The sequence below is a fragment of the Pedobacter sp. AJM genome (genome assembly GCF_002197755.1).
GTDB lineage: Bacteria > Bacteroidota > Bacteroidia > Sphingobacteriales > Sphingobacteriaceae > Pedobacter.
The window spans coordinates 120,650-137,039 of sequence record NZ_NHOT01000006.1 but is presented as its reverse complement, the minus strand read 5'-3'; the positions used below and the strand labels follow the sequence as shown (position 1 = coordinate 137,039).

The 16,390-nt window shown below is 38.6% G+C and carries 13 protein-coding genes; 10 read left to right on the top strand and 3 right to left on the bottom strand.

Annotated elements, in window-relative coordinates; genetic code table 11:
- Positions 1–15: 15 nt before the first annotated feature.
- From CBW18_RS13965 to CBW18_RS13950, 4 genes are all read left to right on the top strand, one after another.
- Positions 16–471 (top strand): hypothetical protein, encoded by a 456-nt coding sequence (locus CBW18_RS13965; RefSeq protein ID WP_088301939.1) that lies wholly within the window; start codon positions 16–18, stop codon positions 469–471.
- A 7-nt stretch (positions 472–478) separates the two neighbouring features.
- Positions 479–955 (top strand): hypothetical protein, encoded by a 477-nt coding sequence (locus tag CBW18_RS13960; protein WP_088301938.1) that lies wholly within the window; start codon positions 479–481, stop codon positions 953–955.
- Between the two features lie 56 nt (positions 956–1,011).
- On the top strand, positions 1,012–1,593 hold the full coding sequence (locus CBW18_RS13955) for a DUF1543 domain-containing protein (RefSeq protein ID WP_088301937.1): 582 nt from the start codon (positions 1,012–1,014) through the stop codon (positions 1,591–1,593).
- Positions 1,594–1,702: 109 nt separating this feature from the next.
- Positions 1,703–2,290, top strand: coding sequence for a DUF4142 domain-containing protein (locus CBW18_RS13950; RefSeq protein WP_088301936.1), 588 nt, complete (start codon positions 1,703–1,705; stop codon positions 2,288–2,290).
- A gap of 53 nt (positions 2,291–2,343) precedes the next feature.
- Here the strand turns inward: CBW18_RS13950 and CBW18_RS13945 are convergent, their stop codons facing one another.
- From CBW18_RS13945 to CBW18_RS13935, 3 genes are all read right to left on the bottom strand, one after another.
- Positions 2,344–4,056 (bottom strand): FAD/NAD(P)-binding protein, encoded by a 1,713-nt coding sequence (locus CBW18_RS13945; protein ID WP_088301935.1) that lies wholly within the window; start codon positions 4,054–4,056, stop codon positions 2,344–2,346.
- A 325-nt stretch (positions 4,057–4,381) separates the two neighbouring features.
- On the bottom strand, positions 4,382–6,877 hold the full coding sequence (locus tag CBW18_RS13940; protein WP_088301934.1) for a PAS domain S-box protein: 2,496 nt from the start codon (positions 6,875–6,877) through the stop codon (positions 4,382–4,384).
- Between the two features lie 567 nt (positions 6,878–7,444).
- A complete protein-coding gene (locus tag CBW18_RS13935; RefSeq protein WP_140418684.1) occupies positions 7,445–7,864 on the bottom strand; it encodes a helix-turn-helix domain-containing protein in 420 nt (139 codons plus the stop codon).
- Between the two features lie 350 nt (positions 7,865–8,214).
- Between CBW18_RS13935 and CBW18_RS13930 the strand changes: the two genes are divergently transcribed.
- The 6 genes from CBW18_RS13930 (at position 8,215) to CBW18_RS13900 (ending at position 16,320) form a co-directional block, all read left to right on the top strand.
- On the top strand, positions 8,215–10,632 hold the full coding sequence (locus CBW18_RS13930; RefSeq protein ID WP_088301932.1) for a S9 family peptidase: 2,418 nt from the start codon (positions 8,215–8,217) through the stop codon (positions 10,630–10,632).
- A 791-nt stretch (positions 10,633–11,423) separates the two neighbouring features.
- Positions 11,424–12,323, top strand: coding sequence for a DnaJ C-terminal domain-containing protein (locus CBW18_RS13920; protein ID WP_088301931.1), 900 nt, complete (start codon positions 11,424–11,426; stop codon positions 12,321–12,323).
- Positions 12,323–12,625 carry a chaperone modulator CbpM gene (locus tag CBW18_RS13915; protein ID WP_088301930.1) on the top strand — a complete coding sequence of 101 codons (303 nt, stop codon included), beginning with the start codon at positions 12,323–12,325 and terminating at the stop codon, positions 12,623–12,625. Before CBW18_RS13920 ends, CBW18_RS13915 begins: the two co-directional genes overlap by 1 nt.
- 101 nt (positions 12,626–12,726) lie before the next feature.
- Positions 12,727–14,295, top strand: coding sequence for a helicase HerA-like domain-containing protein (locus tag CBW18_RS13910; RefSeq protein ID WP_088301929.1), 1,569 nt, complete (start codon positions 12,727–12,729; stop codon positions 14,293–14,295).
- A gap of 58 nt (positions 14,296–14,353) precedes the next feature.
- On the top strand, positions 14,354–15,253 hold the full coding sequence (locus CBW18_RS13905; RefSeq protein WP_088301928.1) for a sugar phosphate nucleotidyltransferase: 900 nt from the start codon (positions 14,354–14,356) through the stop codon (positions 15,251–15,253).
- Positions 15,244–16,320, top strand: a complete 1,077-nt coding sequence (locus CBW18_RS13900; protein WP_088301927.1) for a phosphotransferase enzyme family protein — start codon at positions 15,244–15,246, stop codon at positions 16,318–16,320. The genes CBW18_RS13905 and CBW18_RS13900 overlap by 10 nt, the downstream gene beginning before the upstream one ends.
- Positions 16,321–16,390 lie beyond the last annotated feature (70 nt).

Here is a 16,390-nt window from a genome sequence, read left to right as displayed (position 1 = left end):
CAGGAACGCTAATTAATGTCTGAAGTTATTCTAAACATCTCAAAAGAAGCATCAAAAGATATCCGGCAATTTTATGATAAATATGCGGGTATGCTTCTGGGCTTTATCCAGGGTACTATCCAGGATCCCAAAAAATCTGAAGCGCATTTAATAAAAATTCTAACATCTTTTATATTGGAAGCAAAATTAAATCCACAAGGTAAATCAAGCACCTGGATGCTTTTAAGGCAGCATGCGCAAAAGATATTAGCTCAGGAACAACTTACAGATACAGAATCAATGATCACATCTGATTACGCATCGGTAAATCCAGACCAGTTAAGCTTAAAAGAAAAAGAAATTTTCAATGCAGTATATTATCTGGGCAGATCAGTTTCATACCTGGCGGCATCTTTTGGAGAAGAAGAAAACAGCATACGCATTCAACTGAAATCATCAATAGACAAAATGAGGAGGTTACGTGAAAATTAAGGAAATAATGGAAAGCGGCATCATGGAAACCTATGTCATGGGCATCGCCACCGAACAGGAAATTGAACAGATAACATCACTTAAAAAACAGTATCCGGAGTTTGAGCAGGAACTTGCGAAGCTGGAATATGACATGGAAATTCTTGCACTCGGCATGGCCATTCCACCTCCGCCCGGAGTATTGGCTAAGATCGAAAATGAAGTGAATGAAATTCAGCTCCGCGATCAGAAAGTGGAGAAATTTACTGCACGTGATCACGCAGCGGGCTACGATGATATCCGGAAAGACCGTTATATTGAAGTGGAATCATCATCCAGCCACATGCGCATCCATAAGGCATGGAGATGGGTTTTTGCCGCCGTTTTTGTATTGGGAAAAATATTTTTAGGCTTCGCCATTTATTATTACCTCGAAAACAGACAGGCTAAAGAACAGATTAATGAACTTAAATTGGAGATTAAACAAGGTATCCAGAGACGTTAATTTCTTATTTTTTTAAACCATAGCTTCTTTATGGCGTTGTTAAAGAAAAAATAAAAATGTCCGTAGATTTAAATCAGCATCCCCATCCTAAATTATATATGCTATTGCTGGGCTCAAAAGCGCCCAAAAGAAATGTAGAACAGCACGATTACTTTTTTGGCATAGCGCATTCATTGAAAGAACTTGTTCCGGAAATTAAAGCTTTCTGGCCAGAAGCCGGAGCAAGCATCCATGTTGATGGCTGGCGTGAAGTGAACCAGGTGGATGGTTACCAGATTAAAATACTGCCTAGAACATCAACCCTTGAAACTTCTCCTCATCAGTTATTTTTCACCAACCTCGGAGGATACCAGGCCGGCAAGCTGGCCGAACAGCATTACATCGTGTTAAGCGTAAAAGATGACCGGGCTTCGGCCATACAGGACGCCAAAAAAACTGTATTCTTTAAAACCAATTCTATTAAGGGAGCAAATGCCCATATCGACGAAAAGTACGGCATAGATATCGATGATATCTACCGGGTTGAAGAAATTTTAAGTCCCGTGTTTAAAGCCAAATACCTCATCGAAATCACACCTCATTCCGCTTTACCTGAAGATGAAATTCATTTAGGCTATTTCAAACTGGATAAACTTTAAGACAGTACGCTATAAAAACCATTCTTAATTTATCCTGTTATTAAGGTGATAACAAAACCAATATTTGAAGCGATTAGGATTGCTTCATCACCTTTTTAAAAATAAAACGATGAAAAAGTTAATTTATGTAATGGCAGTTTCCGTATCAGCCCTGGCATTTCAGGCTTGCAATGGCGGAAATAAAGATGCTAAAGAAAGTGCAGACAGCTTAAATTTAAGCAAAGACACCACTACTAATGTAGCCGCAACCGGCGGAATTGCGGTTGATGAAGCTGATGCCAAATTTGCAACCACTGCAGCAGCGGGCGGAATGGCCGAAGTGGAATTAAGCAAACTGGCCCTTCAAAAAAGCAGCAATACGCAGATTAAAGAGTTTGCCACCATGATGGTTACCGACCATGGCAATGCCAATACAGAATTGATGGGAATTGCCAAAACTAAAAATATTACCTTGCCTACTACTGTAGATGCTGACCATCAGAAAAAACTGGACGATTTAAGCAAGAAATCAGGCGCAGAATTTGACAAGGCCTATGTAAGTGATATGATCGACGGACATAAATCCACTTTAAAATTAATGGAAGATGAATCGAGAGATGCTAAAGACACAGAATTAAAAGCATTTGCCAACAAAACAGCCCCTATTGTTCAAAGCCATTTGGTGATGATCAATAAAATCAACGATTCCATGAAATAATTGAGGAATAAGCATTTATTAAAAAAACCGGAACGTATTCCGGTTTTTTTGTTTTAAAGCTGCTTCAATATTTCAAGAGAAGCCATTTCACTAAAATCAATTCCTGAATAATCGGGGTTATAACCACCAATATAAGGTACAGCCATGATGTAAATCCGATTGTTCGCCTGGTCATCTTCACCAATTACCTGAAAGAAATCATTGATCTTAATTCCCGGAACCCGCAACACATATTCTCCTTTTCCCTTTTCTGTAACAAGCTTATTTTCCTTTTCAACCTCTTCTTTACCTTTTGCTTTAGATTTAAAGTTTAATGTAGCAGGGCTGACCATGCCACCATCAACCAGGCCTTTAAACGGAAAATCTTCATATGATAAATGTGGCTGGCCTATGCAATTCACAAAAGTTTGATAAGCAACGGCCATTTCTTTGCCTGTATCATCTGTATAGGTATATATGGCACCACCTTTTTCCTGAGGGTCTACAGTGCTGTCTTCACCTACTGAAATTATTTCCAGCACACCAGCATCGTGCATGGCCATTAAATCGCGGCAGGAGCTTTGGGGCACAAAGGCAATCACAATAGAAATCAAAGGCATTAATGCCTTCTGTAACCGCTGCATATCTTCTGCCGATAAATATTTTGCCGGGTAGTTCATGGCAAAACTAAGCACAGCCAGTGCCTCTTTCCAATAAATGGATTCTTCACGCTCAATCGATTTTTCCGCCTCTTCATATTCCTTTTTAAACAAGTCAAATGGCGGAACATTTTCCCGGTAAGACATCATGGCCCCCACAAAGGTTTCCAGATCCATATCCTTTATTTTCTGATAAAATGCCGGATCTTTCTTTTTAAACTGATCTTTAAAGTTTTTTTCAAAAACATAATCCAGCGATATGAAACCACCATTATCCTTAATATTTTTCTGAATCTGTGCCTTGGTCAGTGTAGCATCTTTTCCCAGATGAGAATCTTCCAGATGAAATCGAACGGCAGGCAACAAACCATTCCTGGAATGCATAACAATTTTAAACTGATCGCTTTTTTCATCAGGTACAAATTTATACCTGCCATCTTTTTCTTCCTGAAATACGCCATTATTGCGCGCCAATGTTCTGATGGCGTCTATTGCGGTAAGCGATGATCCCATAATGGCGATGGGATGATTGAATCTCTGGGCCAGCTTTTTCGGTGGATAGGGCGAATCAAAATAATCCGGGATTTTACCTTCATATTTTTTTGGCCAGTTGTGGCCTACACAGATAATGATCCGGTCAAAATATTTCATTTCCTTCCCGTTTGTTTCAACACCAACCATATTTGCATTGGCATCATCCACAACATCCGTAACTGATGTATTGAGGTGAATAATTGTAGCAATCCCTTTACTGTCAGCCATTTTTTTCAACAAACTAAATTGTGCAGAAAGGTATTCACCAAAAAATAACCTGGGGAGTACTTTATATTCATTAAAATTATCCGGACTGATATTGAACTTTTTTAAAACAGACTTTGGTGCCATCTTTACCCAATCTTCAATGGAGTTAAAAATAACCGGTATCTCATTGTCTGATACATTCGTAATGTGCTCCTGGCTGGCGCCTTCTGTGCTATAAGGCATTCCGGAGCCCAGCATATTTTTGCGTTCAAAAATTTCAATGGTCAGATCTTTAATTTCTGATTCAACCAATCGTTTATACATAAAAAGGCCACTGGGGCCACCGCCAAGAATGGCTATTTTTAAGGGATGAGCTTTGTGAGTCATTTAAAATTGATGATAGTTTTGTAACCTATGCCCGAAAAAACTAATATTTTGCAAGCCTGGTATAGATCATTCCTTACACAATCTTAAAAAGGAGAAATTGTTTTGCGAAAAATTAAATCCTGCATTAAAGCAAAATATACATGCCTGCTGTATAACCTTTCCATTGAAATATATCTGGCAACAGCAAGAAGTAAATAAGGAATTGAAAAATAAACTAATCTAAAACCAACATCAACCTCGGTTGTTTATTTCGTAATTCATTCATGTTTGAGCGCATGTTTGGGTTTAGATAGAGGGACGGGCTTTTGCCTGTCCCTTTTTGCGATTAATGAAGCGGGAGGGAGAAGTAAAATGTAGAACCAACGGATTCATTGCTTTCTACCCATATTTTACCATTATGGCGTTGGATAATTTCTGCACTCAGGTATAAACCAATACCAAAACCTGATATGGTGTGGTTACTCTGAACACGATAATAACGGTCAAACAGCTTTTTCGCGTCTTCATCTGAAATTCCAATTCCCTGATCCATTACGCTTACTATAACTTCATTTTCCCTTAATTCACAATTGATTTCAATCGTACTTCCGTTTGAGGAATATTTATGTGCATTGCTTAACAGGTTTGAAATCACACTGCTGATTTTATCCCGGTCTGCAAATATTGTCACCTCGCAGGATAGCGCAAATACGATATCATGCGTAGAAGGAGATATAAAGGTTTCATCTACGGTTTCCTGTAAAAGCTGATCTAAACGGAAAGATGTTTTATCAATCATCAACTTGCCTGATTCTAACCTGGAAACATTCAGAAAACCATTAATCATGTTTGTCATTTTGCGAACCTGAATATGGGTTTTTTCCAGTGCATTAACTGAATACTGATCTCCATCGATTTTTGATTTACGCTGCAATACCTGTACAAAACCATTTATGGCCGTTAGCGGTGTTTTCAGTTCGTGGCTTACCATGCCAATAAAATCATTTTTACGAAGTTCGTCCAGCTTACGTTCGGTAATATCCATAAACATTCCTGAATATTCTGCTACATTACCCATCTCATCCAAAAAGACTTTACCTGTGGCGCGAACCCACTTTTCTTCCCCACTTCTTAAATTGTTGATAAGATACTCGATATCGCTGGAAGAATGATGGTTTAACGCTTCATCTAATGTTGCTGAAAATATTTCCCTGTAATCTTCATTAATGGTGTTTAAAACCTCCTGCATAGAAACCTCCCCTTCCATCTGCAGCCCCAGTAATTCACGTACAAAGCCAGACATGGAAATCTTCAACGTATTGGGATCGATGCTCCAGGCGCCCATTTTTCCGGTTTCAATAGCCTGCAGCAATTTTTCTTCGCTATCTGATAATTTCCGGATGTACTGAACGAGATCAAAATGTGTTTGCGCAAGTTCTTCATTGGTGGCAGCCAACTCTTCATTGGTTGCCGCAAGTTCTTCATTTGCCGCAGCCATCTCCTCATTAATATCCTGTAATTCTTCCTGATGGCGCTTTCTTTCCGTTACATCCGGCCCTACCGTTGCCAAAGCAATAAACTCATTGGAAATCGGATCTTTAATGGAAATACCGTTCCACTCTACCCAGAAAGGTTTACCCGTCCTTTCATTCCAGTAACGAATTTCATGTCTGAAGTTGCCATATTCGGCTAAACTCACCAAGGCTTTTTCTGCAAAATTTCTGTCATCAGGATAGACACAATCCAATATGGTTCTGTTTCTCACCGTATCCCATCCCAGCTTTTTAAGGGCAATTGGATTGGCATAGGTCATTTCATAATTTACATTGGCTAAAGAAATAAATTCTGAGCTTGCATCTACCAAAGCACTCAGGTTTTGCCTTTCCAGTTCTGCCAATTTACGGTCAGTAATATCAATACACGAACTGATATAACCGGCAAAGGTTCCATCGGGATGAAAACGGGGCGGGCCACTGGCTAAAAGCCACCGGTAATTCCCCTCCTTACTCAGGATGCGGAATTCGCCAGCAAAAGGCGCTTTTTTTGCTAGTGCTGAAAGATAAATATGAACATAATCTTCCCGGTCCTGAGGGTGAATAAGATCTGCCCAGCCAAAGGCTAGCAGATCGGTCATAGATCTTCCGGTAAGATCCATCCAGGGCTTATTGAAATATATGGCATTTCCACTTTCATCGCCAACAGCAATAAAAATCTCAGTCCCTTCAGCCATTGTCCTGAAACGCTCCTCGCTTTCAGAAAGTTCTTTTACGCGTGCTGTAACCCGCTCTTCGAGTTCAGTATTCAATAGGTATAAACGGTTTTGTGCCTCCTGCAATTCCTCATTGGTAGCAGAGAGTTCCTCGTTCATGGCGGCAAGTTCTTCATTTAAAGCCTGCTCACGGTTTAGTGCAATTTCTTTCTCCGCGGCAAGTTCAATCGCTTCCTGTCTAAGTACCCTTTCACTTACATCTATTGCCGTATGAAGAATGCAGATTACCTTTCCGTCATCATTTTTTACTGCGCGATATTCGAAGTCAAAATAGAAGGTTTTTATTTCGCCATCAATATTGAGGTCTGCGGCTGTATCTTTTCCCGATATCACCAGTCCTTCATTCCATACCCTTTTAAACATATCAATAAAAGGTTGGCCTTTGAGTTCCGGTAGCGCATCAGCCAATGATTTCCCTATCACACTTCTATCCTTACCCCAAATGGCCAGCATGGCATCATTGGCTTCCTGTATAATGGCGTCTTCTGTTACATGTATGGCTGTGGCAGTATGGGTGAGATTAAAAACCTGGAGTAATTCATGGTTACTTAAAAGATATGACGGACGACTCATTCTAATATGCTAGGATAAAAGGTTAAAATTATACTTTTTCGAGAAATAGTGCAGTAAGTTTTAAAAATAATCTACTCCTAATTCCGCTATAATCCTCCAACAGAACAAGTGTGTTTTAATATCTCGATTTAGGAAACCAGAAAAAATTATAAATGTTTGATCGTGACTGAATTTTAGTTATTCACATTATCCACATGATGTGTAAAATTATTTTGCAGATTGAAACTAACATTTCACTAAATTGTTACTGTTAAATAACAGAGATAAAAAAGTCCTGTGAGCGGGTGATCCGCGGAGGGCAGGCACACCATAAAAGGCTAAAGAAACCTAAGAGATGTAGCCACTTATTTAAAATAAGTGGCTACAATATCTGAATGTTTGAATGCCGGATTCAGACCCAATCATAGTTCAAAAATGGGGTTATTCTGCCCGTCAGAATCAGATCATATTCTGAATAAGCCTAATCAATAACGATGATTTGAATATCCTTAACATCTAATCTTTTGCTTCAACTAGCTTATATGAAGCAATGATACTGATTCAGACTTTTCCATTCCAACTGAATGGTTACTGATACATAAATGCTTCAGCAATCCTTTCTTTTAACGGCATTTTTTGCGCATTATCCGCATCACACTCTTCATCTTCAACACTAAGCAAACTATTGTATTTTTCCAATAGATGAATGTATTTATTCATCCAGAAATAAACTGAATTGGAATCTGCAGAAAGTTTTACACCATTCTCTGTACGAGACGTTACGTCATCTCTGCTTTCTGCAAAAACATCCGGAAAAGAGACAGCAAGATTCTGCCCTAACGATTGTCCGATCTGCCAAATGATCTCATGATTGAGCTGATCCTGGCCGAACCAATTATAAATTGTTCTTCTGCTAACATTCAGTTTCCTGGAGAGCTCGCTAATGCCCATTCGATTTCTGCGAACTATTCGCTCTAAAATCTCACCGTGCTTTAATTTTGTTGTCATTGAGATAATTAATTTTAAGTTTAAAAATTCAATTAAATCAATATCGGGGACGATTGACGGAACGAAAGTATGAAAAAGTGCGTGACAATGGTTAAAACCAGCAATTAATTTGACTTATGTCAACATTTTGAGTGGTTTTTGACATTAAAAACAGGTATTTAACTAAAATAATACATTTAAATCTGTAATGTTAAAAATACATCACTACCATCAATTGTAAAAAATATAGATTATGATTGAAAATGATGATATCATCAAGCTTTCCTCCGGCAAACTGTAAATAAGAAGTTACGGGGCAATACTTTTAAATTTCCAATCTTTGAATCCCTTATTCATCATAACTCATTAAAATGATTAAAAATTTATACGCCTTTTTATTGATAGCGGGTACTTTTAATTCGCTTAACGCTGCTGCACAGGATGCCATTAGCTATCAAAACCCACCAAAAGAAATTGCTGATTTATTATTGGCTAAACCAACACCTGCAGTAAGCATGGATGGCAAAGCAGAATGGATTTTATTTAGCGAACGCAATTCTTATCCTTCAGTAGAAGAATTGGCCATGCCCGAATACCGGATCGCCGGCTTAAGGTTGAATCCTAATAATTACGCACCAAGCAGGCAGAATTACATTAATAATTTCAGCCTGAAAAACATTAAAACAAATCAAACCTTTCAGGTTACTGGCTTACCAGCTCCTTTATTCGCCGGCAATATCAGCTGGAACCCTTCAGAAACCAAAATTGCCTTTACCCAAACCACCCAAAAAGGAGTTGACCTGTATGTGATTGATCTGACGACAAAAAAGGCTGTCAAAACAAATAAAGCATTTTTAAATGTGGTATTGGGAAGCGGATTAACCTGGTTAAATGACCAAACATTAATTTATCGTACGGCAACGCAACCAGCTGCTGCTGCACCTAAAAAGCCTTTAATGCCAAAAGGGCCAACCATCCAGCAAAACCTGGGTAAAACAGCACCAAGTGCTACCTATCAGGATTTAATCAAATCACCATTTGATGAGCAGCTGTTTGAATTTTTTGCTACCGCTCAACTGGTTAAAAATACAGCAGGCGTAGAAACCCCTATTGGAAAACCAGCCATTTACACCCGGGTAGAATTATCTCCTGATAAAAATTATATGCTGACAGCAACCATTAGAAAACCTTTTTCTTATCTGGTTTCAGCATTTGGTTTTCCATCAACCATCACCATTACTGATCAAAATGGAAAAACGATTAAAACCATCGTTGAATTACCTTCATCAGAAGGAACACCATCTGGTTACGACAATACACAAAATGTTGCCCGTAGTTTCGACTGGCGGGATGATGAACCAGCCACACTGATTTGGGCAAAACCTTTAGATAGTGGCTTGATTATAAAAAGTGTTCCATTTCATGATGCTGTTTATGCCTTGAGTGCGCCTTTTGCAGGTACTGAAAAAGAATTGTTCAAAACTCAAACCCGTTACCGCGGTGTACAGTGGGGAGATGCTCATCTGGCCCTGATTATGGAAGGCCTGAGAAGTAAACAAATCAACAAGGTAAGCAGGTATAATCCAGCCACCGGTGTTGTAGAAGAATTATATACCCGTAATCAAACAGATGCTTACGGCAACCCGGGATCGCCGGTAACCGTGAAAAACAAGTATGGCCGCCAGGTGATTAAAACGGTTGATAATGGCACCAAACTGTTGATGAATAATCCGGTTGGTTCTTCAGAAAAAGGAGATTTACCTTTCCTGGCCAAGTTTGATCTGGCCACAAAGAAAAATGAAATCATCTGGCGAAGTGCAGAAGGCACATTTGAATACGTAAGTGATGTCATCAATCCGGATAAATTGGTTTTATTAACCCGCAGGGAAAGCCAGAAAATGGTGCCCAATTATTTTATTAAAAACCTCGTACTGCGCATTGCCGATCAGCCTGTGACTGATTTTGCGAATCCCTATCCATCACTTGATGGCATCACAAAAGAAAAAATTTCTTATAAGCGTGCAGATGGGGTGGATTTAACCGGCGATTTATATTTACCGAAAGGATATGACAAGGCCAAAGACGGACCACTGCCAACGCTAATCTGGGCTTATCCACGTGAATTTAATTCTGCAGCAGATGCGGCGCAAATCCGTGGTTCTAAAGATAAGTTTACCAACATCAGCTGGGGATCGCCAATTTATTGGGTTACCAGGGGCTATGCCATTTTAGATAACGCAGAAATGCCTATCGTAGCCAAAGATGGTAAAAAACCAAATGATACTTTTATTGAGCAGCTTAAACTAAATGCAGAAGCAGCAATTAATAAACTGGCTGATTTAGGCGTTGGCGATAAAAAAAGAATGGCTGTTGGCGGCCACAGTTACGGAGCTTTCATGACAGCAAATTTGCTGGCCCATACCGATCTTTTTGCAGCAGGAATTGCCCGCAGCGGCGCTTACAACCGTACACTTACACCGTTTGGTTTTCAAAATGAAGAACGTACCTACTGGCAGGTACCCCAACTTTATTATGAGATGAGTCCCTTCAGTTATGCAGATAAAATTAAAACACCATTGCTGTTGATCCACGGCGATTCTGATGATAATCCAGGTACCTTCCCAATCAATAGTGAACGTTTATTTAATGCCATTAAAGGTGCCGGCGGAACCACCCGTTTCGTATTCTTACCTTATGAAGCGCACGGCTATCGCGGAAAAGAAAACATCCTTCATACCCTATGGGAAGAAGACCAATGGTTAGAAAAATACGTTAAAGGAAAGAAATAATTTTTCGCTGATCATTAATATTAACCCATTAAAATATCTGCTCTTGCTGGTATTTTAATGGGTTTTTACTTTTCTAAACCCACTTTAATCTTTGTTTTTGTATTACTGTAATGCTGATATTGCCTACTGCAAAGTCCATAAATAGGCTATTGTTAACGACAACTCCATATAATTTTTTACCAGACAAAAATTAGATATATTTAAAATATAGAAACCGTAGAAAAAACAAACACCCCTCACATCGGTAGAAAAATTAGCCGTATAAGAGAATCATGAAGCAAGAAGCCTTAGCCATAGAACTTGGTATTAGTCAGCAAGCGGTAAGTAAATTAGAACAGAGCGAACAAATAGAAGATAGCACTTTAGATAATTTGCCAGCGTATTGGGCCTGAGCAAGGAAGCAATAAAGAATTATAGTGATGAAGTGGTTTTCAATGTCATATCAAATACCTACCATAATTCCAGTAGTGATCATTCAACACTGATTGCAAGTTCAGTAAATTATCAACCGACGTTCAATACGGTTGAAAAGATTATTGAACTATTTGAACGTTTATTGTCAAGTGAGCGGGAAAAAATAGAAATTTTAAAAGTGAAGTAAAATCACATCCACAAAGATTAATAATACTAATCTGATCATTAACATCAGATGCCTTCAATTTTTTGGAGGCATTTTTGTTTAATGGTTTTGAAGTAAAAATCAATATTTAAGTAAGATATACGTTAAAAATATAAAGTAAATTTAGCTGCCAAACATTAAACTTTAGCACTTATGATTTGTTAACAGCATTATGGACTACATAGATTACTATAAAATCCTCGATTTAAAAAAAACCGCAACCATTGACGATGTAAAAAAAGCATATCGGAAATTGGCCAGGAAGTATCACCCGGATTTAAATCCCAATAACGAAGAGGCAAATAAGAAATTTCAGCAAATTAACGAAGCCAATGAGGTTTTGAGTGATCCTGAAAAGCGTAAAAAGTACGATAAATACGGTAAAGACTGGCAACATGCCGATCAGCTGGATGCGCAGGAAAAACAACGCAGACAATACCAGTCTCAGGGTGGAGGCTACAGCAATGGCGGAGGTTATTCCGGTGGATTCGGAGGTGATGATTTCTCCGATTTTTTCTCCTCCATGTTTGGCGGTGGCGCTGGCAGAAGTAGCAGGCAATCGCCTTTTAAAGGGCAGGATTATAATGCAGAGCTGCAATTAAACCTTCAAGATGCTTACACCACACATAAACAAACCTTAACGGTTAATGGGAGACAAGTGCGGATTACCATCCCGGCAGGGGTAGAAAATGGGCAAAAGATAAAACTACCGGGTTATGGTGCACCAGGTGCAAATAACGGACAACCTGGCGACCTGTATATTAAGTTCAACATCAGTGAAGACCCTAAATTTAAGCGGAAGGGGAATGATATCTACATTCAGGAAGAAATTGACCTGTACACAGCTGTTTTAGGTGGTGAAAAAATTGTGGAAACCTTAAATGGTAAAGTAAAGCTTAAAATACCTGAAGGCACTCAACCTGATGCCACCTTACGCTTAAAGGGAAAAGGATTTCCCGTTTATAAAAAAGCAGATCAGTTTGGCGATTTGTATATTAAGTGGCAGGTTAAATTACCTACCCATCTAAACCAGGAGCAAAAAGAATTATTTGAAAAACTTTCTAAAAGCTAATGATGATGAGAAATAATCTGATAGCCTTAAATGATATATGTGTGTATCACCATGTAGAGATCGATTTTATTCAATCACTTGAAGATTTCGGCCTGATTAAAACCACCACTCAAAAAAAAACTATCTTTCTGAGTATGGATGAGCTTTTAAAACTGGAACGGTATGTACGTTTAGCCAAAGACCTCAACATTAACCTGGAAGGTTTGCATGCCATTTCTCAATTGCTAAATCAGGTAGAAACCATGCAAAACGAAATCAGCACATTAAGGTCTGAATTAAATCATTATAAACAGTTTAATTAATTTAGTGACCAATCCTGTGCAATAAATTGAACCAGGATGTTCCGGTAATTACACATTTTTTTAAGATTAGTTTCTTAGATTAGGCATTTAAATAAAACAACATGAGTGAGTCGGCTAAATTCATCGAACAAATAAAATCATCCTACAGCCCTACGGGTTCATATATTTATTTGGGTGCCGGAATTTTAGATGGACAGGTTTATAGCGAGGCTGAAGTTAATTTATCATTAAAAATGATGAACCGGCATGGTTTAATTGCCGGGGCAACCGGGACAGGAAAAACCAGAACACTGCAGTTGCTTGCAGAACAGCTATCAGATGCTGGTGTACCGGTATTTATGCTGGATGTAAAAGGAGATTTATCAGGTTTAAACAAACCCGGATCCGTTAATCCTAAAATTGAAGAACGTGCCCGACAATTGAATAAGCCATTTGCACCATCAGGCTTTCCTCTGGAAATTTATTCCTTATCTGGAAAAACAGGTGCACAAATGCGTGCTACAGTATTGGAGTTTGGTCCTACACTGTTATCAAAAATACTTGACCTTAATGATACGCAGGCAGGTGTGATGGCTGTGATTTTCAAATATGCCGATGACAACAAAATGCCCATCATAGACCTGAACGATTTAAAAAAACTGGTTTCTTATCTCTCAGAAGGTGCTGGTGCCGCAGAAATCAAAAGTGATTATGGCAGTATTTCCAGTTCAACATCAGGTACAATACTGAGAAAAATTGTGGCAATTGAGCAACAGGGATTAGGTGGAATGTTTGGCGAAAAATCTTTCGACATAGCAGATTTATTAGAACGTGTGGATGGCAAAGGAATCATTAGCTTGCTTAATATTGCCGATGTTCAAAATCAACCGGTATTGTATTCAACCTTTTTATTAAGTCTGCTGGCCGAACTGTTTAATACAATGCCTGAAGTTGGAGATTTAGATAAACCAAAGTTGGTGTTCTTTATTGATGAAGCACATTTATTGTTTAAAAATTCATCTAAAGCTTTCTTAGAGCAGATTGAAACCATTATCAGGTTAATCCGTTCAAAAGGTATAGGGGTGTTTTTCTGCACGCAGTCTCCAACAGATGTACCCGAAAGCGTATTGGGCCAGTTGGGTAACCGGGTTCAGCATGCACTAAGGGCATTTACACCAAATGATGCCGATGCTTTGAAAAAAACAGTGAACACCTATCCAAAATCTGATTTCTATGAAATAGATAAAATTTTAACGGCACTGGGCACCGGGCAGGCACTCATTACCGTATTAAATGAGAAAGGAATCCCAACAGAAGTTTCTGCTACCATGCTTACACCTCCCCGGTCAGTGATGGCGCCCTTGAGTTCAGCAGATTTCGGGCAACTGATCAATGGCAGTCAGATGTATGCAAAATATAAAGATACATTAGACCCTGAAAGTGCTTATGAAATGCTAACAAAAAAAATAAATGATCAGACAGCAGCAGCAGAACAGGTAAAGCAGGAAAAAGAATTACAAAAACAGGAAACAAGTAACAACAAACCCGGCACAAATGAAAAGAGTTTGGTTGAACAGGTAATGGGCGCAACCATCACTCGCCAAATTGGCAAAGAAATTGTTAGGGGTATATTCGGAATGCTAACCGGCAAGAAAACCAAGTCTAAAACCGGTGGTCTTTTCGGTTTTTAACCCTCCAAAATAATCAATATAAGTACAATACATTAATGCTCCGTTAATATTTTATAACATGAAACCAACCCTATTGATATTGGCTGCCGGGATGGCCAGCCGTTATGGCAGTATGAAACAAATTGATGGCTTTGGCCCAAATGGCGAAACCATTATAGATTATTCCATATATGATGCAATTAATGCCGGATTTGGCAAGGTTGTATTTATTATTAAAGAAGAATTTGTAGAAAATTTTAAATCTATTTTTGAGCCAAAATTAAATGGCAGAATAGAAACTGAATATGTTTTCCAGAACTTTGATCTGAAACAATTTGGTATTGAAGAAGAAATTTACCGGGAAAAACCATGGGGAACCGCTCATGCCATTTTATCCGGAAGAAAGGTAATTAAAGAACCTTTCTGTGTGATCAATGCCGATGATTATTATGGTTTTGATGCCTTTCAGAAAATGGCTGATTTCTTAAACACAGAAGCTACTGACAGTAATTATTCAATTATAGGCTATGAAATTGGTAAAACACTTTCTGAATTTGGATCAGTATCCAGAGGGGTTTGCAAAGTAGACGAATCCGGTAACTTATCAGAAATTGTAGAACGCACAAAAGTTTATCCCAAAGATGGAAAAATTTTCTATGAAGAAGATGGTGAAGAGTTTCCATTGGATTTCAGCACGCCTGTATCCATGAACTTCTGGGGTTTTACACCTGCTGTTTTTGAAATTACAGAGCGCCTATTTAAAGAATTTGCCATGGCCAACAAAGACAAACCTAAAGCAGAATTTTTTATTCCTTTAATCGGCGAAAACCTGGTACGAAACAATACGGCGACATTTAAGGTGGTTCCAACTTCAAATAAATGGTTTGGTGTAACGTATAAAGAAGATAAACCATATGTTCAGGATTCTATTAACCAATTGGTTAACAATGGAACCTATCCTGAAAAATTATGGAACTAAATTTAGCTTCCGAAGTTTTAAGCGCTTACGGATTTACTAAAGAAGATACAACAATCACACAAATAGGTACGGGTTTAATTAACCGTACCTATTTGCTTACTCCCCTAGCCGGGCAGGATAAATTTATTCTCCAGAATATCAACAGTTCGGTTTTTAAATCCCCCTGGATCATTGCCAATAATCTAAAGGCAATCTCAGCTTATCTTTCGCTGCACGATCCCGATTACCTTTTCATTAAACCACTTCCTACTACCGGTGGAATGCAAATGGCGCACATCAATGAGGAGTTCTGGCGGTTATTACCCTTTGTGCCGAATACCATTTCTCTTGATGTTTTAAGCACGCCTAAGCAAGCTTTTGAAGCAGCAAAGCAATTTGGCAAATTAAGTAGATTGCTTGATGATTTTGATACGAAGTCGCTTCAGGCTACTATTCCTGGTTTTCACGACCTGGCGTTGCGATATGCACAATTTGCAAAGGCATTAGCCAAAGCCCCGGAATTTGTGAAGGTACAAGCTGAAAAGCAGATTGAAGATGCTTTGAACCATAAGCATATTTTAGATTATTATATTTCCTATTCACACAGAAATGACTTTCCTGACCGTGTAATGCATCACGATACTAAAATCAGTAATGTGCTATTGGATGAAAAGACTTTCGATGGCGTTTGCGTAATTGACTTAGACACCATCATGCCCGGCAAATTTATTTCAGATATAGGCGATATGATGCGAACTTACCTGTGTGCATTTTCTGAAAATGAAACAGATCTCAGCCTGATCAAAATCAGAATCCCTTATTTCGAGGCCATGATTAAAGGTTATCTTTCAGAGATGAAGTCAATATTAACCGCAACAGAGAAGGAGTTGATTTTATTCTCAGGCAGGTATATCATTTACATGCAAGCTTTACGCTTCTTAACTGATTTTTTAAACGGCAACATGTATTATCCTGTAAACCATGTCGCTCAAAATTTAGATCGGGCTAAAAACCAGTTTAAATTACTTCAGGAAATAGCCATAAATGAAAAAGAATTGCAGGATATTATAGCGGAAAACCTGAATTAAAAATTATCTGCTTGTAGCTTACGCTTATAGCAATCGCATGAAGATTGCTTCGTGTCTCGGCAATGATGAA

Excerpts from the sequence above, each read along its gene's own strand:
- CBW18_RS13965 (WP_088301939.1), top strand. The coding sequence starts at position 16 with ATGTCTGAAGTTATTCTAAACATCTCAAAAGAAGCATCAAAAGATATC.
- CBW18_RS13960 (WP_088301938.1), top strand. The coding sequence starts at position 479 with ATGGAAAGCGGCATCATGGAAACCTATGTCATGGGCATCGCCACCGAA.
- CBW18_RS13955 (WP_088301937.1), top strand. The coding sequence starts at position 1,012 with ATGTCCGTAGATTTAAATCAGCATCCCCATCCTAAATTATATATGCTA.
- CBW18_RS13950 (WP_088301936.1), top strand. The coding sequence starts at position 1,703 with ATGAAAAAGTTAATTTATGTAATGGCAGTTTCCGTATCAGCCCTGGCA.
- CBW18_RS13945 (WP_088301935.1), bottom strand. The coding sequence starts at position 4,056 with ATGACTCACAAAGCTCATCCCTTAAAAATAGCCATTCTTGGCGGTGGC.
- CBW18_RS13940 (WP_088301934.1), bottom strand. The coding sequence starts at position 6,877 with ATGAGTCGTCCGTCATATCTTTTAAGTAACCATGAATTACTCCAGGTT.
- CBW18_RS13935 (WP_140418684.1), bottom strand. The coding sequence starts at position 7,864 with ATGACAACAAAATTAAAGCACGGTGAGATTTTAGAGCGAATAGTTCGC.
- CBW18_RS13930 (WP_088301932.1), top strand. The coding sequence starts at position 8,215 with ATGATTAAAAATTTATACGCCTTTTTATTGATAGCGGGTACTTTTAAT.
- CBW18_RS13920 (WP_088301931.1), top strand. The coding sequence starts at position 11,424 with ATGGACTACATAGATTACTATAAAATCCTCGATTTAAAAAAAACCGCA.
- CBW18_RS13915 (WP_088301930.1), top strand. The coding sequence starts at position 12,323 with ATGATGATGAGAAATAATCTGATAGCCTTAAATGATATATGTGTGTAT.
- CBW18_RS13910 (WP_088301929.1), top strand. The coding sequence starts at position 12,727 with ATGAGTGAGTCGGCTAAATTCATCGAACAAATAAAATCATCCTACAGC.
- CBW18_RS13905 (WP_088301928.1), top strand. The coding sequence starts at position 14,354 with ATGAAACCAACCCTATTGATATTGGCTGCCGGGATGGCCAGCCGTTAT.
- CBW18_RS13900 (WP_088301927.1), top strand. The coding sequence starts at position 15,244 with ATGGAACTAAATTTAGCTTCCGAAGTTTTAAGCGCTTACGGATTTACT.